Annotated in this window: 13 protein-coding genes; 6 read left to right on the plus strand and 7 right to left on the minus strand. The window is 67.0% G+C overall.

The window, feature by feature from the left end; all coding sequences use genetic code 11:
- Positions 1-18: 18 nt before the first annotated feature.
- The 5 genes from HHL13_RS18340 to HHL13_RS18360 all read right to left on the minus strand — a co-directional run bounded on the left by HHL13_RS18340 (position 19) and on the right by HHL13_RS18360 (position 5,586).
- Positions 19-915, minus strand: a complete 897-nt coding sequence (locus HHL13_RS18340; RefSeq protein WP_169557389.1) for a transposase — start codon at positions 913-915, stop codon at positions 19-21.
- Positions 903-1,832 (minus strand): hypothetical protein, encoded by a 930-nt coding sequence (locus tag HHL13_RS18345; protein WP_169557390.1) that lies wholly within the window; start codon positions 1,830-1,832, stop codon positions 903-905. The genes HHL13_RS18340 and HHL13_RS18345 overlap by 13 nt, the downstream gene beginning before the upstream one ends.
- Positions 1,829-1,987, minus strand: coding sequence for a hypothetical protein (locus HHL13_RS18350; protein ID WP_169557391.1), 159 nt, complete (start codon positions 1,985-1,987; stop codon positions 1,829-1,831). Before HHL13_RS18350 ends, HHL13_RS18345 begins: the two co-directional genes overlap by 4 nt.
- Before the next feature lie 97 nt (positions 1,988-2,084).
- Complete coding sequence (locus HHL13_RS18355) at positions 2,085-3,215, minus strand: PQQ-dependent sugar dehydrogenase (protein WP_169557392.1); 1,131 nt, start codon at positions 3,213-3,215, stop codon at positions 2,085-2,087.
- Between the two features lie 229 nt (positions 3,216-3,444).
- On the minus strand, positions 3,445-5,586 hold the full coding sequence (locus HHL13_RS18360; protein ID WP_169557393.1) for a M3 family metallopeptidase: 2,142 nt from the start codon (positions 5,584-5,586) through the stop codon (positions 3,445-3,447).
- A gap of 209 nt (positions 5,587-5,795) precedes the next feature.
- Here HHL13_RS18360 and HHL13_RS18365 point away from each other — a divergent pair, with 209 nt between their 5' ends.
- The 4 genes from HHL13_RS18365 (at position 5,796) to HHL13_RS18380 (ending at position 12,142) form a co-directional block, all read left to right on the plus strand.
- Positions 5,796-6,542, plus strand: coding sequence for a protein ImuA (locus HHL13_RS18365; protein WP_169557394.1), 747 nt, complete (start codon positions 5,796-5,798; stop codon positions 6,540-6,542).
- A 256-nt stretch (positions 6,543-6,798) separates the two neighbouring features.
- Complete coding sequence (locus tag HHL13_RS18370) at positions 6,799-8,253, plus strand: DNA polymerase Y family protein (RefSeq protein ID WP_346775614.1); 1,455 nt, start codon at positions 6,799-6,801, stop codon at positions 8,251-8,253.
- Entirely contained in the window at positions 8,250-11,615 is a 3,366-nt protein-coding gene (locus HHL13_RS18375; RefSeq protein WP_169557396.1) for an error-prone DNA polymerase, read from the plus strand. The genes HHL13_RS18370 and HHL13_RS18375 overlap by 4 nt, the downstream gene beginning before the upstream one ends.
- A gap of 32 nt (positions 11,616-11,647) precedes the next feature.
- Positions 11,648-12,142 (plus strand): 2'-5' RNA ligase family protein, encoded by a 495-nt coding sequence (locus HHL13_RS18380; RefSeq protein WP_169557397.1) that lies wholly within the window; start codon positions 11,648-11,650, stop codon positions 12,140-12,142.
- A 4-nt stretch (positions 12,143-12,146) separates the two neighbouring features.
- Here the strand turns inward: HHL13_RS18380 and HHL13_RS18385 are convergent, their stop codons facing one another.
- Both HHL13_RS18385 and HHL13_RS18390 read right to left on the minus strand, forming a co-directional pair.
- Positions 12,147-12,587, minus strand: coding sequence for a hypothetical protein (locus tag HHL13_RS18385; protein WP_169557398.1), 441 nt, complete (start codon positions 12,585-12,587; stop codon positions 12,147-12,149).
- A complete protein-coding gene (locus HHL13_RS18390; RefSeq protein WP_169557399.1) occupies positions 12,584-13,591 on the minus strand; it encodes a fumarylacetoacetate hydrolase family protein in 1,008 nt (335 codons plus the stop codon). The genes HHL13_RS18385 and HHL13_RS18390 overlap by 4 nt, the downstream gene beginning before the upstream one ends.
- A gap of 90 nt (positions 13,592-13,681) precedes the next feature.
- Here HHL13_RS18390 and HHL13_RS18395 point away from each other — a divergent pair, with 90 nt between their 5' ends.
- Both HHL13_RS18395 and HHL13_RS18400 read left to right on the plus strand, forming a co-directional pair.
- Complete coding sequence (locus HHL13_RS18395) at positions 13,682-17,047, plus strand: PAS domain-containing protein (protein WP_240953894.1); 3,366 nt, start codon at positions 13,682-13,684, stop codon at positions 17,045-17,047.
- Positions 17,048-17,192: 145 nt separating this feature from the next.
- Entirely contained in the window at positions 17,193-18,482 is a 1,290-nt protein-coding gene (locus HHL13_RS18400; protein WP_169557400.1) for an adenylosuccinate synthase, read from the plus strand.
- Positions 18,483-18,507: the final 25 nt, after the last annotated feature.

Below are 18,507 nucleotides of genomic sequence, written 5' to 3' on the forward strand. Positions count from 1 at the left end.
CGGAGGCAACCGCCTCCGTTACGGATCAGTCTGCAGCGCCGCCAGCCGCATCCGGGCATGACCCGCGACATAGGCGCTGGATGACGCCGCGCCGCGCTCGAGCAGTGGCACCGCTTCCGCCGGGCGGGCCGAAGCAAGCGCCCCCAGCGCGGTCACCCGCATCCGCTCGCACGGATGGCGCGCGGCGAACTCGGCCGCGAGATCGATCCCGTTCCCCCCGAAATGCACCGCAAGCGTTACCAGCGCTTCCGATGCGGTGCAGGTGATCGTCCGTTCGATCGCTCCGCCGCCGACATCGAACACATATTGGTCCAGCCAGGGCTGGGCAGGATCGGAACCGAGAATGTTGAGCGACACCGAGAAGCTGTCGGGCGGCAATTGGACATGCACGTCGCGCCGCATCCGGTAGAGCATCAGCCGCCCGGGCTCGAGCCGCGACCGTTCGACGAACCTCAGTCCGGCATCCTCGCCCGGCAACCCCGTCACGCGCGCGACGTCATACTCGTAATAGTCGCTCCAATAGCCCGGCCCGAGATAGCCCCAGGTGAGAAACGGGAAATTATGGTCGTGCGGCAGATCGTAGAAGAACGCCGCCGTTCCGCTCGCCCGCACCACCGGATCGCGCCGCGCCGGCCAGAAATTGGCGCGCAGCAGATAGCGGCCATTGGGCGGCCGCAGGAGGAAGGATTGTGCGCCATAGCCGTTCGCGGCCACCTGCCCCGCGCACCGCGTCTTGAGCTCGTCGATCGCCAGATCGGCGAGGAAGCCACGGTTGCGCCCGAGCCGCGCCAGCAGCGGCCCAAGGCTGGCGAACGCATCCTCGTCGCGCACATCGACCGGCGCCGCATCGAGCGCCTCGGCCAGTTCGTCGAGGCCGATCGCATCGCCCTCACCGGGATCGATCAGGCGAGGCACACTGCCACCTTTTCGCGAACCGGCTCCAGCGTCCGCGCCGCCGCGTCGCGAACCTCGCCATCGGGATCATTCCGGGCCATCTCCGCGAGCCGCGGCAGCGCCGCCCGCGCATCCAGCGCCAGCCATTCGCGCATCGCCGCCCAGCGCAAGTGAAAGGCCGGATCGCGCGTCGCCGCGTCGAACTGCTCGCTCGCATCGGCGCGGCCCGATACGCGCAGGAAGGTCAGCAGCATCTCGGTCCGCGACGCACCTTCGTCGGCGCTGACCGCGCGAACGAACGCGCCGTCGCTTGCCCGGTATTCGCGGATCAGCGGATCGCCCTCGCGCATCGTCGCGGTGAGTTGCACGATGTCCGACGCCGCGTCGCCGATCCGTTGCGCCCGCACCCGCCCATCGACCCGCAGCACTTCGCTATCGCAGAGCCGAATGGCTCCCACGGATCGGCAAGGCGCAGCTTCCACCGCGCGGAAACCCGGCTCCAGCGGATCGACTTCCCAGCGCCGCAGCGTCGCGCCGCCCGCCTTGTGATAGCGCGTCACCGTCACGCGACCCGGGAACACGACCGTGGCAGGCACCGGCATCGCCGCGAGCGCTGCCGCGTCGAACACGCTCGCGCTGATCGACACCGCCGGGCATTCGAAGAGTATCGCTCCAGTACGCACCGCATCGCGGCTCAGCCGGAAAGGCGGCTCGAACAGCGGGTCGGCAGCCAGCGCCTCGACCAGCGGCGCAAGCAACGCCGCGCACCAGCCGCTATCGCGCAACAGGGCTTCCGCCCCGGCCACGGCATCGCCGTCCCCGGTAAAAGCGTCCGCCGCCGCCCGCCAGGCGTCGCTCCCGCGCCATCGCGCCACCGCCTCGCGCGACGCCGCCCGGGCTGCAGGGATCGCGGCGCGGACCGTTTCGGGCAGGCTCAACCGCCCGGCACCATCTCGATCACCACCGAAACCAGCGAAACGATCAGTTCGAACACATCGTCGGCCGCGACTTCGCCCGCGCGCGCCGCGCCATGCATCGCCACCTGCGTGCCGAGTTCGGCCACCTGCGAAATATCGATCTGGATCAGCCCCATCGCCTTGTCCCCTTCGCGATGCGGGCAGGAATGCCCGCCCGCGAAAGGCTATCGGTGGCGAAGCGCGGGGCCAGTTACATCGGTGTAATGTTGGCGCTTACTTCTTCGGCGTGATCTTCAGCAGCCGCCCGTTCGATCCGCTGCCACCATCTTCCAGCACCCAGATCGCGCCGTCGGGGCCTTCCTCGACTTCGCGGATACGCGCGCCCATGCCCCATTGGTCGCCCTTGGTCGCATTGGTGCCGTCCACATCGACGCGGATCAGCGCCTTGCTCGAAAGCCCGCCGATGAACAGGTCGCCGCGCCACTGCGGCCACAGCTTGCCCGAATAGACGATCAGACCGCCCGGCGAGATCGACGGGTTCCACCACACCTTGGGCGGCTCATAGCCGTCGCCCGGCTTGTGATCGGGGATGTCACGGCCGTCATAATGATCGCCGTTCGAAACCGCGGGATAGCCATAATCCTTGCCGGGCAGGACGAGGTTCACTTCGTCCCCGCCCTTGGGACCCATTTCCTGCTCCCACAAATTGCCCTTCGCATCGAAGGCGATGCCGAGCAGATTGCGATGGCCGTAGGACCAGACCGCCGGGTGGAAGCCCTTCGCCGCGAGCGGATTGCCCGCCGCCGGAGTGCCGTCGTCGTTCAGGCGCAGCACCTTGCCCAAGGTCGCCTTGGGATCGTGCGCCGGATCGAATTTCTGCCGCTCGCCATTGGTGAAGAACAGATGGCCGTCCTTCGAAAAGGCGATCCGGCCCGAGAAGTGCCCGTCGCCGGAGACATAGGGCGATGCGCGGAAGATCACCTGGACATTCTCCAGCGCCGGTTCGGCGCCGTCCTTCAGCGTTCCACGCGCCAGCGCAACGCCCTTCAGACCCTCGGCATTGGCTTCGGAGAAGCTGAAATACACCAGCCGGTTCTGTGCGAACTTCGGATGGAGCACCACGTCCATCATCGCGCCCTGCCCCGCGCTCGACACGGCGGGCGTGCCGGCCACGACCTTGCGCTCCTTGCCGTCCGCGGAAACGAGCAGGATCGGCCCGGCCTTCTCGGTCACCAGCATCCGCCCGTCGGGCAGGAAGGTCATCGCCCAGGGTGCATCGAAGTCGGCGACTTCGGTGACGGTGAAGGGCAGCGCTCCGCTCGCGGACTGGGCAACGGCATCGTTGCTCTCGGTACAGGCGGCAAGCAACACGAGCGCCGGGAGGAGGGTGCGGGCCTTGGGCATGATCGATCCTTCTTCTGTCTCGGCGGGCAACGCGCGGACGGCGGGGCGGGTCCAACAAAGTCTAGCCCCTCCCCTTCAGGGGAGGGGTTGGGGTGGGGCAGTCATAGCCTCGCAGCGACCAGTATCCAGAATATAGCCTCCACCCAGCATCAGGTGAAGCAGCCCCCGGCTGTTTCAGGCCGTCCGGGGGACGGCCGGCCTGATGCTCCCTCCTCTGGCTTAAGAAGTCTCAGGCGACCGGAAACCCGCGCGTTTTGAACAGCGCCTTCACGTCCGGATCGCGACCGCGGAAGGCGCGGTACGCTACCTTGCGGTCGGTTTCGTTGCCGGTGGAGAGCAGGGTCAGGCGGAACCGGTCCGCCGTCTTCTTGTCCCACACGTCGCCGGTCTCGGTGAAGGCTTCCCAGGTGTCGGCGGCCATCGTCTCGGACCAGAGATACGAATAATAGCCCGCCGAATAGGCGTCCGACGAGAAGAGATGGTTGAACTGCGGCATACGGTGGCGCAGCGCGATTTCCTTCGGCATCCCCAGCGCGCCGAGCGCTTCCTTCTCGAACGCGTCGATATCGGCGACCGGCGTCTCTCGATTGTGCAGCTGCATGTCGAGGATCGCGCACGACAGATATTCGACCGTGTCGAAGCCTTGGTTGAAGGTCGACGATTTCTGGATCTTGTCGACCAGCGCCTGCGGCATCGGCTCGCCGGTCTTGTAGTGCTTGGCGTATTTGTCGAGCACGTCGCGGGTCAGCAGCCAGTTCTCGTTCACTTGGGATGGATATTCGACGAAGTCGCGCGGCGTGCCGGACAGCCCCGAATAGGTCACGTTCTGCAGCAGGCTGTGGATGCCGTGGCCGAATTCGTGGAACAGGGTCGTTGCGTCGTCGAGGCTGATCAGCGTCGGTTCGCCAGCGCCGCCCTTCACGAAATTATTGTTGTTCGACGCCAGCGTGTTGGTGACGCCGCCGAACTTCTTCTGCCCGCGATAGCGCGTCGCCCAAGCGCCCGAACGCTTCCCCGACCGCGCGAAATTGTCGAAATAGAAGATGCCGACATGCTTCTTCGTGACGCGGTTGGTCACTTCGAACGTCATCACGTTCGGATCGAACACCGGCACATCCTTCACCGGGCGGAAGTCGAGATCATAGAGCCGGCCGCAGGCATAGAGCGCCGCCTGCACCATGTTGCCCAGCTCGAAATAGGGCTTCACCTCATTCTCATCGAGGTCGTACTTCGCCTTGCGGACCTTCTCGGCATAGAAGCGATAGTCCCACGGCTCGATGGTGATGCCGGCATTTTCCTTATCGGCGATCGCCTGCATGTCGGCGACTTCTTCGGCCACCCGCGCGCGGGCGGCGGGCCAGACCGACATCATCAGCTTCATCGCGTTTTCGGGCGTCTCGGCCATCGTGTCGTCCATGCGGAACAGGGCATGGTTCTTGAAGCCGAGCAGCACCGCGCGCTGCTGGCGCAGGGCGAGGATCTGCGCGATCACTGCCTTGGTGTCGTTCGTATCGTTATTGTCGCCGCGCTTCACGAACGCGCGCCACACCTTCTCGCGCAGCGCCCGGTTGGTCGAGGCCGACAGGAAAGGCTGAACCGACGAGCGGGTGTTGACCACCGCCCATCCGGCCACCTTGCGCTCGTCGGCGGCGGACTTGAGCGAAGCCTTGAAACTGTCGGGCAGGCCAGCGAGATCGGCTTCCTTGTCGAGGACGATCCAGGTTTCCTCGTCCGCCAGCACCTTGCGGCTGAATTCGGCATAGGCCGAGGCGAGTGTCTGGTTGATCTTGGAAACCTCGGCGCGCTGGGCGTCCGAGAGTAGCGCGCCGCGCCGCACGAAACCGCGATAGCTGCGTTCGAGCATGCGGTTCTGCTGCGCGTTCAGCCCCTGCGACTTGCGCGTGTCGTATGCGCCCTTCACGCGAGCGAACAGCTTGGGATCGAGGAACAGCTCGTCGTTGAACTTCGCCATTTTCGGGCTCCATTCGCGGGCGATCGCCTGCACGTCCTTACCGGCGAGGTTGCTGGTATAGACGCCCCATACCGACTGGACCCGGTCCATCGTTTCGCCGGCCAGTTCCATCTTCTCCGACACACTCTTGAAGGTCGGCTTGTCCTTGGCATCGCGGATCGCGTGGATCTCGGTGCGCAGCTCCGCCATCGCAGCTTCGAAGGCAGGCGGGAACATGGCGGGAGTGAACTTGTCCCAGGGCGGCGTGCCGCCATAATTGCCCGGCCAGGGCTTGAGCAGCGGCGAGGGATCGACTGCGCCGGCGGTCTGGGCCAGCGCGGCGATCGCGCCGGAGAATTGCGCGGCGGCCAAGGTGGTGGCCGAGGCGAGCAGCGCCTGGCGCCGGGTCAACTGGGTCATGAATGCTCCGTGATATCGAGATAACACAGCTTAGCCCCTGACCGCGTGATGGCAACCGAACCTGCCGCAACTCGTCCCTGCCCCGCACCAACACGCATTGGCGGCAAGGCAGGGCGATACCCCTTGCCGGGTTTTCCCCTGTTGGATTCTGGTTCGGAACAAAGTAGGAACATGCGTTGTTCCCGAGTCGCCCCACGAGTCGCTGTATCATGGCCGATCCTGCCGTCCTGAAGCAATTGCGCGAGACGCTCAGCGGTCTCGAAACCGGCGGATTCCGCCGCCGCCCTGCCTTGCCCTTCGGCATCGAGAAGATCGATTCGCGCCTCGCCAATGAAGGGCTCCGGCTCGACGCGCTCCACGAAGTCGCCGCCGGTTCGCACGACATGTCCGACGATTGCGCGGCGACCCTGTTCATGGCCGGGATCGCCGCGCGCGCCTGGGGACCGGTACTGTGGGTGGTGCGTCGCCACGATCTGTTCGCGCCCGGGCTGTCGCAGGCAGGCCTTGACGCCAAAAGGCTGCTCTATGCCGAAGCCGCCGACGATGCCGAGATGCTGGCGATCATGGAGGAAGGGCTGCGCCATCGCGGTCTGGGCGCGGTGATCGGCGAAGCCAAGCGCGCCGACATGACAGCGACGCGCCGCCTACAGCTCGCGGCCGAAGGCGGGCGCACCATCGCGCTGCTGCTGCGCCGCCATGCCCGCGAAGGCGACGATCCGCTCGCCGCGCCCTCCGCTGCCGTCACGCGCTGGCGGATCACCTGCGCCCCTTCGGCGCCGCTGCCGGTCGAGGGGATCGGTCGCGCGCGCTGGCACCTCGCCCTTGTCCGCCAGAAAGGCGGCGAGCCTTTCACTCAAATCGTGGAGGCCAGCGATGAAACGGGTCGCTGCGCTCTACCTGCCGCAATGGCCGATCGAACGGCTGCGTCGGGCCGAGCCAACCGCCGCGCCGCCTGAGCGCGCGGCTGCAGGCCTCGCCGCAGCGCCTCGCAACGGCGGCTGGCGCCCGGGCGCGCGATGGGCGCGGGATGAAAAGCGCCTCCCCGGCACGGGAAGGGGGACCAGCGAAGCTGGTGCAGGGGCCCCGCCTCGAAGGTCGGCGCGTGCGGAGAGCCCCCTCCACCCCGCCGCTTCGCGTCGCGGTCCCCCTCCCCCTGCCGGGGAGGAATTTCACCCCCTCATCACCAGCATCCATGAAGGCAACCGCATCCAGATCGCGGCCGCGTGCCCGCACGCCCGCGCGCTCGGTCTCGTCCCCGGCATGGCAGTCACGCAGGCGCGCGCGCAGGTCCGCCGGCTCGACATCCGCCCCGCGGATCCGGCAGGCGATCTCGCCGCGCTGCACAGCCTCGCGGTCGCCTTCGCGCGCCATTACGCGCCGATCGTCGCGCTTGAAGGCAGCGATACGCTGTTCCTCGAAATCACCGGGACCGATCATCTCTTCGGCGGCGAAGCGGCGATGGCCCGGCGCATCGTCCGCCTGCTCGCCAGGCTCGGCTTCACCGCGCGCATCGCCATCGCCGACACGCCCGGCGCTGCCTATGCGCTGGTGCATTGCACCGATGCGCGGGTGACCCTCTCCCCCTCCGGAAGCGCCACCGCAGCCATCGCCGATCTCCCCACGCCAGCGCTGCGCATCGAGGAAAAGCATGTCGAATTGCTCCGGCGTCTCGGCATCGACCGGATCGGCCAGCTTGCCGCCCTTCCCCGCGCGCCGCTGGTCAAGCGTTTCGGCCCGCACATCGCGCTGCGGCTCAACCAGGCCTTGGGCGCGCTGCCCGAGCCGCTCGATCCGGTCGTCCCGCCCCAGCCGATCGCCGCCGTCCGCCGCTTCGCCGAACCGATCCTGACCGAAGATGCGATCCGGCACTGGCTGGGCCAGCTCGTTCCCGAACTCGCCGAAGCGCTCGCGCTGGCCGGGCAAGGCGCACTGCGGCTCGAATTCGTCGCCGACCGGATCGACGGCGTGCCCCAGCGCATCCGCATCGGCCTCGCCCGCCCCAGCCGCGATCCCGCGCATCTGCTTCGCCTGCTCGTCCGCCGGATCGAGGATGTCGAGCCCGGCTATGGCATCGATGCCATCGCTCTCCATGTCCGCCGATCGGACGTGCTCGGCCCGCAACCCTTCGTCGAACGGCTCGACGAGGAAGCGGCCCCCGATCTTGCGCCTCTGGTCGATACGCTCGCCACTCGCATCGGCCTGTCGCGGTTGTGGCGCATGAGCCCGGCCGAAAGCGATGTGCCGGAACGCAGCGCCGTCCGCACACCCGTGATCGACCCGCCCGACCGCGCCGCCCCCCGCCTCAGGCCGGGCGATGTCCGCCACCTTTCGCGCACGCCCGAACTCGAGCCGTGGCACCCGCACTGGCCCAAGCCCGCGCGCCTGCTCCGCCGCCCCGAGCGGATCGACCATGTCCTGGCCGAGCTGCCCGATCATGCCCCGCGCCGCTTCACCTGGCGCGGCGCCACCCACCGCGTCGTCCGCGCCGACGGCCCCGAACGCATTCATGGCGAATGGTGGAAACGCCGCAGCGAGACGCACAGCATCCGCGATTATTACCGCGTCGAGGATGACGAGGGTCACCGCTATTGGCTGTTCCGCAAGGGCGATGGCGAGCGCGCGGTGACCGGCGATCAGAGCTGGTATCTGCACGGCGTGTACGGATGACGTGGTGCGAACTTCAGACGACCACGCATTATTCGTTCCTGCGCGGGGCGTCGTCGCCACAGGATCTGTTTGAGGCCGCTGCATTGGCGGGCATGCCCGCGCTCGGCATCACCGATCGCAACTCCGTGGGCGGCGTCGTGCGCGGGTTGGTCGCTGCCGAAACGATCAGCGCATTGGGCATGCCGATCCGGATGATCGCCGGTTGTCGCCTCGATCTGGTCGATGGCACCTCGCTGCTCGTCTGGCCCGAAGACCGTCCGGCATGGAGCCGCCTCACGCGCCTGCTCACGCTCGGCAAGTCCCGCGCCGATGCGCAAAAGGGCGAGAAAGGACAATGCTTCCTCCATTGGGAAGATGTCGCCGATCACGCCGAGGGGCTCGTCGCCGCCCTTGTCCCCGGCATCGCGGACATGGGCGATCCGCTGTCGCTGCAATGGATGGCCGATATCTTCGGCAGCGATCGCGGCCATCTCTGCCTGACGCACCACCGCCGTCCCGGCGACGCGATGCGCCTGTACATGCTCAATCAGGCCGCGATCCGTTTCGGCCTGACACCGCTCGCCACCGGCGACACGCTCTATGCCGATCCCGACAACCGCATGCTGCAGGACGTCGTCACCGCCATCCGTGAGAAATGCACGATCGACGAACTGGGTTTCCGGCGCGAGCGCAATGCAGATCGTCACCTGAAGCCGCCCGAAGAAATGGCGCGGCGGATGCGGCGCTATCCCGAGGCACTGCTGGCGGTCGAGGCCATCGCGGAACGATGCACCTTCTCGCTCAGGGAACTGAAGCATCAATATCCCGATGAGCATGTCTTGAACGGCAAGTCGGCGCAGGAAGCCCTCCACACGCTCGCATGGAACGGCCTCAAGCAGAAGTTCGCGGGCAACCCGCCCCAACCCTATCGCGATCTGCTGACCCACGAACTCGGTCTCGTCGAGCAGATGGGATACGCGCCCTATTTCCTCACGGTGAACTCGATCGTGCAGTTCGCACTGAGCCAGCAGATCCTGTGTCAGGGCCGGGGCAGCGCCGCGAATTCGGTGATCTGCTACGTGCTCGGCATCACCTCCATCGATCCGATCAAGCACCAGCTTCTGTTCGAACGCTTCATTTCGACCGAGCGGCACGAGCCGCCGGATATCGATGTCGATTTCGAGCATGAGCGGCGCGAGGAAGTGATCCAGTGGATCTATCAGAGCTATGGCCATGATCATGCCGCGCTGACCGCTGTCGTCAGCCGCTTCCGGTCGCGCGGCGCGCTACGCGAAGTCGGAAAGGCGCTCGGCTTGCCCGAGGACCTGACTTCGGCTCTGTCCGGTCAGGTCTGGGGCTGGTCGAACGATGTTGACGAGAAACATGCCGATGCGCTGAACCTCGACAAGGACGATCATCGCATCGCGCTGATGCTACAACTGGCGCGCGAACTGATCGATACGCCGCGTCATTTGTCGCAGCACCCCGGCGGCTTCTTGCTGACCCGCGACCGACTGCACGATCTGATCCCGGTAGAGCCTGCGGCGATGATCGACCGGCGCGTCGTCGAATGGGAAAAGCTCGACATCGAAGAACTCGGTTTCATGAAGGTCGATATCCTCGGCCTCGGGATGCTCGGCTGTATGCGGCGCTGCTTCGATCTGCTCGATACACGCAAGCAGGTCAGGCTCAACCTGTCATCCTCCATCCTGCAGGACGATGACGTCCCAACCTTCGAGATGATCCGGAAAGCCGACACGCTCGGCGTGTTCCAGATCGAGAGCCGGGCACAGATGTCGATGCTGCCCCGGATGAAGCCGCTGAATTTCTACGACATCGCGATTCAGGTCGCGATCGTCCGGCCCGGTCCGATTCAGGGGAACATGGTCCATCCCTATCTGAAGCGCCGCGAGAATCCGAAGCTGGTCGATTACCCCTCGCCCGCTCTGGAGCATGTGCTCAAGAAGACGCTGGGCGTGCCGCTGTTTCAGGAACAGGCGATGCAGGTGGCGATCGTCGGCGCCGGATTCACCGCCAACGAAGCCGACAAGCTTCGCCGCGCAATGGCCAGCTTCAAGGCCGACGGCACGATCGGCGAGTTCCGGCCCAAGCTGCTCGCGGGAATGAACGCCAACGGGATCAGCGACGAATTCGCCGAACGTCTCGTCAAGCAGATCGAGGGCTTCAGCAATTACGGCTTCCCCGAAAGCCATGCCGCCAGCTTCGCCAAGATCGCGCTGGCCTCGTCCTGGATGAAATGCCGCCATCCCGACATCTTCTGCGCGGCGCTGCTCAATTCGCAGCCGATGGGCTTCTACGCCCCCGCGCAGATCGTCCGCGATGCGCGCGAACATGGGGTCGAGATCCGCCCGGTCTGCATCAACGCCAGCCAATGGGATATGGCAGTCGAGCATGATGCTGCCCTTCCCCGCACCCGGCAGCATCCCGGCTTCTGCGGCACGCCCGAGGATTGGCAGAACCTCCTGCCGCTCCGGCTGGGCATGCGCGCCGTTAAGGGGCTGAGCGCGGAGGATGCCGGGGCCATCGTCGAAGCGCGCCTTGCCGGCACCCCCTTCACCTCGATCGAACAGGTCTGGCGCCGTTCGAAGGTGAAACCGGTCGTGCTTGAGCATCTCGCCCGCGCCGATGCCTTTCACGCGCTCGGGCTGGACCGGCGTCAGGCCTTATGGGCGATCAAGGGACTTCGCGACGCGCCGCTGCAACTGATGTTCGAAACCGACCAGCGCAGCGGCGTGATCGCGCCGGAGGCAAATGAACCTCAGGTCATCCTGCAACCGCTCACCGACGGCCGCGAAGTGGTGGAAGATTATCGCGCCACCCAGCTGACGCTGCGTTCGCACCCCATCCACTTCCTGCGCGGCCAGCTCGCGCGGCAGGGCATCCGGCCCTGCGGCGATCTCGCGTCGGTCAAGGACGGCAGCCTCATTGAAGTCGCCGGACTGATCCTCGTGCGCCAGCGGCCCGGCAGCGCCAATGGCGTCGTGTTCATCACGCTGGAGGACGAGACCGGCATCGCCAACGCCATATTGTGGCGCGACCGGTTCGAGGAAAACCGCCGGACGGTGATGTCCGCGACGATGCTCGCGATCCGCGGCCGGGTGCAGAAGGAAGGGCTGGTGATCCATCTCGTCGCCGAAAGCCTGACCGACCTCACCCCGATGCTGCGCACCATCGGCGATCTCGACCTGCCCCGCATGACGATGCCCGGCGACGGCGCGACGCATGGCGGCACGATCGACCCGCGCGACCGCCAAAGAGACGGGTTACACCTGCCCCGCCAGCGCGCACTGGAAAGCTGGCCGCCGCGATCGGGCAATCGGGACGACGACGTCATCCCGGTGCGGTCGCACGATTTTCATTGAATCCCATGATCGGGGACCGGCCACTCTCCCTGATGATCAAGCCGCCCGCGCGCCAGACGCGAGCGATTGCCGAACGTCGCCGCCAACTCGACATCGATGAGCGCTATGGGGACGATCGCTTCCACCTGACCTTCCTGCCGCTCGGCGATACGCGCGATGTCCCGGAGACGGCAATCGAACTGCTTCATCAGGCGATCTGCGCCGCAGACCTTGAGCCCTTCCCCATCGAACTCGCCCGGCTGAGCGGCAACGCGATGCAAGTCGGCAAGGGGGCCGCGAACATGTGCCGCGTCCAACAGCGGCTGGTCCGTCAACTGCTGGCGCTGGGCATGGCGCTCCCCGACTATCGCCTGCGCCCGCACCTGTCGCTCACCTATGGCGAGCGCTCGAACCGGAGTGCTCGCTTTCCGCCGATCGCGTGGCACGCCGATCGCCTGCTGCTGATCCGCAGCATTCATGGCGAAGGCCGCCACGAGCCGGTCCGCGAATGGCGGCTGACTCCTCGCCAGGGCGTATTCGACTTCTAACCGCTCAGCTGCCGTTACGCCGCATCGGTCGTCCACGGCCGATCTGACGTGCCGCACCGTGGCTCAAGCGCGTTTCGAAACATTCCAGTTGGAGCCCGGCATCTTGATCACCCAGTTCAGCCCCGCGGTGCAACCATGACCGGTAGCCCTGCAGATCGCCGATGTTGAACAGCGACATCGCCATGTTTTGCGCCGCGAAACGGGCATATTCGCCCCCTAAGCGCCATACCCGCCGATAGAGCCACGCAGGATCGCCGACGCGCGCGGCCGATCCCAGATCGGCCCGCGAATTGTCCTGCGTGAAGACCCCCGCCAGACGAAGCATCGCGCGGTGATGCTTTCGCAACGCAAGGCCCCGGAGGATCGGCATATAGAGTCCGTTAAGGCGACCTTCGCTGATCGCTTCGGCACGGTCGTAAAGCCGATCCTCCCGGTCCGGTTTCACCCCACCACCACCGTCTGCTCGATCACGCCGAAGATCGGGTGGTGCTTGTCGTCCTCGGCCCAGATTCGGACGGTGTCGCCTGCCTTGAGGAACGGCGTCTCGGGCTTGCCGCGCAGGATCGTCTCCACGGTGCGGACTTCGGCGAGGCACGAATAGCCCACGCCGCCATCGGCGATCGGCTTGCCCGGGCCGCCGTCGCTGTCGCGGTTCGAGACCGTGCCCGATCCGATGATCGTGCCGGCGCCCAGCGCGCGGGTCTTGGCGGCGTGCGCGATCAGCGTGCCGAAATCGAAGGTCATGTCCTCGCCCGCTTCGGCGCGGCCGAAGGGCTGGCCGTTGAGGTCGACCATCAGCTTGCGGTGCAGCTTGCCGTCCTTCCACCAATCGCCCAGCGCGTCGGGCGTCACGAACACCGGCGAGAAGGCGCTCGCCGGCTTGGACTGGAAGAAGCCGAAGCCCTTGGCCAGTTCGCCCGGGATCAGGTTGCGCAGCGACACGTCGTTGGTCAGGCCCACCAGCCGCACCGCCGCCAGCGCCTCGTCGCGAGTCGCGCCCAGCGGCACGTCGCCGGTCACCACCACCACTTCGGCTTCGAGGTCGCAGCCCCAGGCTTCGTCGCGCAGCGGGATCGCGTCGCGCGGGCCCAGGAACCCGTCCGAACCGCCCTGATACATCAGCGGATCGTGCCAGAAGCTGTCCGGCATCTCGGCATTGCGCGCCTGACGCACCAGCGCGACATGGTTCACATAGGCCGATCCGTCGGCCCATTGATAAGCGCGCGGCAGCGGCGCGGCGGCCTGGCGCTCGTGGAAACGCAGCATCGGGATCGTCTCATGCTCCAGATCGGTCTGGAGGTTGCGCAGGTCGCCTTCGACCTGATCCCAGTCGTCGAGCGCAGCCTGCAAGGTCGGCGCGATCGCGGTGGCGTCGGCGCACCAGGCGAGGTCGTTGGATACAACCACGAGCTTTCCGTCGCGGCCCTGCTTGAGACTGGCTAGTTTCATTTGTTACGATCTCCTCGCGCCTCTCCATAGCCAGCATCGCCGATATGTCGAGCGGTTGACAGCCCCGTCGTCACCCGCAACGCTCGAACCATGCGTTCCGGACCGGTATTTCTCGATCACCACGGCGAAATGGCCCGGCGAATCCGCGAGCTGGACTGGTCCGCTCATCCGCTGGGTGTGCCGGAAAGCTGGCCAACACCGTTGCGCTTCGCGCTCGATACGGCGCTGGGATCGACCTTTCCTACCGCGATCTACTGGGGACCGGACTTCCATCTGCTCTACAATGACGCCTGGGCGCCGATCCCGGCCGAGCGGCATCCGCAAGCACTGGGCAGGCCCGCCGCGGAGATCTGGCCCGAAATCTGGGACGTGGTCGGCCCGCAGATGCGCGACGCGGTGGAGAGCGGACAGGGCTTCGCGGCCTATGACCAGCTGCTCCGCATGGCGCGCGGCGGCGAGCTTCGCGACACATGGTGGAACTACAGCTTCACGCCGATTCGCGACGAGGACGGCGCAGTGCTCGGCCTGCTTAATCAGGGCAACGAAACGACTCGCTTCGTACTGGCCGAACGGCAACGCGGCGCCGAAGTCGACCGGCTGCGCGCGATGTTCGAACAGGCGCCGGCCGCGGTCGCCCTGCTCGCGGGTCCCGACCATATCTTCGAGATCGCCAATCCGGCGTATCTGGAGCTGATCGGCCGGCGCGAAGTGCTGGGGCAGAAGCTGGCTGACGCCCTGCCCGAAGTCGTCGCGCAGGGATTCGTCGATCTGCTCGATCAGGTGTTCCGCTCGGGTGAAGCCTTTCGCGCGTCGGGCACCGCAGTGTCGCTCCAGCGTACGCCCGGCGCCGATCCGGAGACGCGCTTCCTCGATTTCGTCTATCAGCCGATCCGCGATGCCGATGGCGCGACCATTGCCATCTTCGTCGAAGCGGCCGACGTCACCGAACGCACCCGCGCGGAGGAAGAACTGCGCCGCAGTCAGGAGCGGCTCAAGCTCGCGCTCGACGCGTCGCTGGGCGTCGGCACATGGGATTGGGATTTCTCCACCGGACTGGTGACCGGCGACGAAAGCTTTTCCCGGCTGTTCGGCGTCTCGCCCGAGCGGCTCGCGGCCGGTCAGGGGTCGATGGACCGCTTCTTCGACTATGTGCATCCCGACGATCGCGAAGCCGTGCGCGAAGCGATCCGCGAGTCGGTCGAGCACGCCGCGCCCTATTCGGTCGAATACCGGATCCGGCGCAGCGACGGCCAACCCCGCTGGATCAGCGCGCAGGGCCGGTGCCATTTCGGCGCGGACGGCAAGCCGGCGCGCTTCTCCGGTCTCAGCTTCGACGTCACCGAACGCCGCAATGCCGAGGAAGTCGCGCGCGCCACCGCCGAGGAATTGCGGCGCGCGACGGAGGCACAGGCCTTCATCTATTCGCTGGCCGAGCAGCAACGCAGCCTCGACACACCCGACGCGATCATGCGCCTCACCGCCGCGGCGCTGGCCCGGCGGCTGAGCCTCGACCGTGTCGGCTTCTACCGCGTGTTCGGCGACGGGATCATCCAGTTCGGCCCGAGCTGGGTCAGCGGCAAGCTGCCCCCGCTGACCGGCACCATGCCCCCCGAGCAGGTCGCCTACACCTCGCAACGCTACCGCAAGGGGCAGACGGTCGTGATGCGCGACACCGCCGTCGAGCATCCCGACGAAGCCGTGCGCCGCATCTCGCCCGCCGGGATCGGCGTGCCCCTGCTGCGCAACGGCATCTGGGTGGCGACCCTCTACGTCAACAGCGCCGAGCCGCGGAACTGGACCGACGAGGAAGTGCGCTTCGTCGAAGGCGCCGCCGAGATTTCGTGGGACGCGGTGGAGCGCGTCGGCGCGACCCAGGCGTTGCGCGAGAGCGAGGAGAAATTCCGCGCGATCGCCAATTCGATCGACCAGATGGTCTGGTCGACCCGGCCCGACGGCTATCACGATTATTATAACGACCGCTGGTACGAATATACCGGCGTGCCGCCCGGCAGCACCGACGGCGAGGCGTGGAATGGCATGTTCCACCCCGAGGATCAGGAACGCGCCTGGGCAGTGTGGCGCGCGTGCCTCGAAACCGGCGATCATTATCGCATCGAATATCGCCTGCGGCACCGCAGCGGCGACTATCGCTGGGTGCTGGGCAGCGCCCAGCCGGTGCGCGACGAGGCGGGCACGATCACCCGCTGGTTCGGCACCTGCACCGATATCCAGGATATCGTCGACGCCCGCGAAGTGCTCGCCCGGTCGCGCGGCGAACTCGAACGCGCCGTCGAGGAGCGCACGCGGCAGCTGATGGCCGCCGAGCAGCAATTGCGTCAGGCGCAGAAGATGGAAGCGGTGGGCCAGCTGACGGGCGGGATCGCACACGACTTCAACAATATGCTCGCGGTGGTGATCGGCGCGCTCGACCTGATGGAGCGGCGGATCGGGCAGGGCCGCACCGATATCGAGCGCTATGTGACCGCCGCGCGCGACGGTGCCACCCGCGCCGCGGCGCTGACCCAGCGGCTGCTCGCCTTTTCGCGCCAGCAGCCGCTCGCTCCCGTCGCGGTCGACGCCAATCGCACCATCTCGGAAATGACCGAGCTGCTCGTCCGCACGCTGGGCGAGGATGTGAAGATCGAGACGCGGCTGCCCGGCCGCCTCCGCCATGCGATGGCCGATCCGAACCAGCTGGAGAACATGATCCTCAACCTCGCGGTCAATGCACGCGACGCGATGCCCGAGGGCGGCCTGCTGATCATCGAGACCGACAATTGCACGATCGACGGCGGCGAAGCGATCGCGTTCGGGATCGCGGCGGGCGACTATGTGATGATCGCGGTGGCAGATACCGGCGTCGGCATGGCCAGCGAAGTGGCCGCGCGCGCCTTCGATCCTTTCTTCACCACCAAGGGTGTCGGCAAGGGCACCGGTCTGGGGCTCAGCCAGGTCTTCGGCTTCGCGCGCCAGTCGGGCGGGCATGTCCGCATCGATTCGGAACCCGGCGAAGGGACGATCGTCCGCGTCTATCTGCCGGTCCATGACGGCGACCTCGCCGAATCGGAGCACGCCGCGGGCCCCGTCGAGCTGCCGCGAGGAACGCCGGACGAGATCGTGCTGGTGGTGGAGGACGAGGAACGCGTCCGCAATTACTCGGTCGAGGCGCTGCGCGAGCTTGGCTACACCGTTCTCGACGCCGCCGACGGCCCCGCCGCGTTGCGCATCATCGAGAGCGGCCAGCCGGTCACCCTGCTCTTCACCGATATCGTCATGCCCGAGATGACCGGCCGCGAACTGGCCGCCCGCGCCGCGCGCAAGCTGCCCGGCCTCAAGCTGCTCTTCACCAGCGGCTATACTCGCGAAGCCGCCGGCACCGAGGCCGATACGGTGCTCGCCAAGCCATTTTCGCTCGACCAGCTCGCCGTCCGCATCCGCGCCGCGCTCGACGGCTGAACCAAACCCTCTTGACTGGCGCGCGTCATGCGGCCATTCGCGCCGCGGCTTCGGGCGGTGCCCCTGGCGACCACGTACCACCCATGCCGCCGAGTCCTGTCGAAGGGCGGCTTTGGGTCCGCCCGGCAGGCGGAGACGTGTATTCATGGCAAATGTCGCAGTGATCGGGGCCCAGTGGGGCGACGAGGGCAAGGGCAAGATCGTCGACTGGCTCGCCGAGCGCGCCGATGTCGTGGTCCGCTTCCAGGGCGGGCACAATGCCGGCCACACCCTCGTCGTGGGCGAGAAGGTGTACAAGCTCTCGCTGCTCCCTTCGGGCATTGTGCGCGGCACGCCTTCGGTGATCGGCAACGGCGTCGTGCTCGATCCGTGGCACCTCAAGTCCGAGATCGAGAAATTGCGCGGCCAGGGCGTCGACGTGACTCCGGACACGCTCAAGATCGCCGACACCTGCCCGCTGATCCTGCCGCTGCACGGCGAGCTGGACGGGCTGCGCGAGGATGCCAGCGGCGCGGGCAAGATCGGCACCACGCGGCGCGGCATCGGCCCGGCCTATGAAGACAAGGTCGGCCGCCGCGCGATCCGGGTTTGCGATCTGGCGCATCTCCACGAACTCGAGCCGCAGCTCGACCGCCTGCTGGCGCATCACGACGCGCTGCGCGCCGGCTTCGGCGTCGGCCCGATCGACCGCGCCGCGCTGATCGAACAGCTCAAGGAGATCGCCGCCTTCGTCCTGCCCTTCGCCGAGCCGGTATGGCGGATGCTCCACGAAGCGCGCTCGCGCGGCCGCCGCATCCTGTTCGAAGGCGCGCAGGGCGTGCTGCTCGACATCGATCACGGCACCTATCCGTTCGTCACCTCGTCGAACACCGTCGCTGGCACCGCCGCGTCGGGCACCGGCCTTGGCCCCAATGCCGTCGGCTTCGTGCTGGGCATCACCAAGGCGTACACCACCCGCGTCGGTTCCGGCCCCTTCCCGACCGAGCAGGACAATGAAACCGGCGAGCGGCTGGGCACGCGCGGGCACGAATTCGGCACGGTGACCGGACGCAAGCGCCGTTGCGGCTGGTTCGATTCGGTGCTGGTGCGCCAGTCGGCCGCGGTATCGGGCATCACCGGCATCGCGCTGACCAAGATCGACGTGCTCGACGGGTTCGAGGAAGTGTCGATCTGCACCGGCTACAGCCTGCGCGGCGAGACGCTGGACTATTACCCGTCCAACGCGGCCGATCAGGCCGCGATTCTGCCGATCTACGAGACGATGCCGGGCTGGTCCGAATCGACCGCCGGGGCGCGGAGCTGGGCCGATCTGCCGGCGCAGGCGATCAAATATATCCGCCGCATCGAGGAGCTGATCCAGTGCCCGGTGGCGCTGGTTTCGACCAGCCCGGAGCGCGACGACACGATCCTGGTGCGAGATCCCTTCGCCGACTGACCGGCGGAAGTCGACACCAACTATA

Origin of the sequence: Sphingomonas sp. G-3-2-10, from assembly GCF_012927115.1 — a bacterium.
Classification (GTDB): Bacteria; Pseudomonadota; Alphaproteobacteria; order Sphingomonadales; family Sphingomonadaceae; genus Sphingomonas.

What these genes read in the sequence shown, in the direction of transcription:
- HHL13_RS18395 (WP_240953894.1), top strand. Translation starts at nt 13,682, where the DNA reads ATGCGTTCCGGACCGGTATTTCTCGATCACCACGGCGAAATGGCCCGG.
- HHL13_RS18390 (WP_169557399.1), bottom strand. Translation starts at nt 13,591, where the DNA reads ATGAAACTAGCCAGTCTCAAGCAGGGCCGCGACGGAAAGCTCGTGGTT.
- HHL13_RS18350 (WP_169557391.1), bottom strand. Translation starts at nt 1,987, where the DNA reads ATGGGGCTGATCCAGATCGATATTTCGCAGGTGGCCGAACTCGGCACG.
- HHL13_RS18380 (WP_169557397.1), top strand. Translation starts at nt 11,648, where the DNA reads ATGATCAAGCCGCCCGCGCGCCAGACGCGAGCGATTGCCGAACGTCGC.
- HHL13_RS18400 (WP_169557400.1), top strand. Translation starts at nt 17,193, where the DNA reads ATGGCAAATGTCGCAGTGATCGGGGCCCAGTGGGGCGACGAGGGCAAG.
- HHL13_RS18365 (WP_169557394.1), top strand. Translation starts at nt 5,796, where the DNA reads ATGGCCGATCCTGCCGTCCTGAAGCAATTGCGCGAGACGCTCAGCGGT.
- HHL13_RS18375 (WP_169557396.1), top strand. Translation starts at nt 8,250, where the DNA reads ATGACGTGGTGCGAACTTCAGACGACCACGCATTATTCGTTCCTGCGC.
- HHL13_RS18360 (WP_169557393.1), bottom strand. Translation starts at nt 5,586, where the DNA reads ATGACCCAGTTGACCCGGCGCCAGGCGCTGCTCGCCTCGGCCACCACC.
- HHL13_RS18355 (WP_169557392.1), bottom strand. Translation starts at nt 3,215, where the DNA reads ATGCCCAAGGCCCGCACCCTCCTCCCGGCGCTCGTGTTGCTTGCCGCC.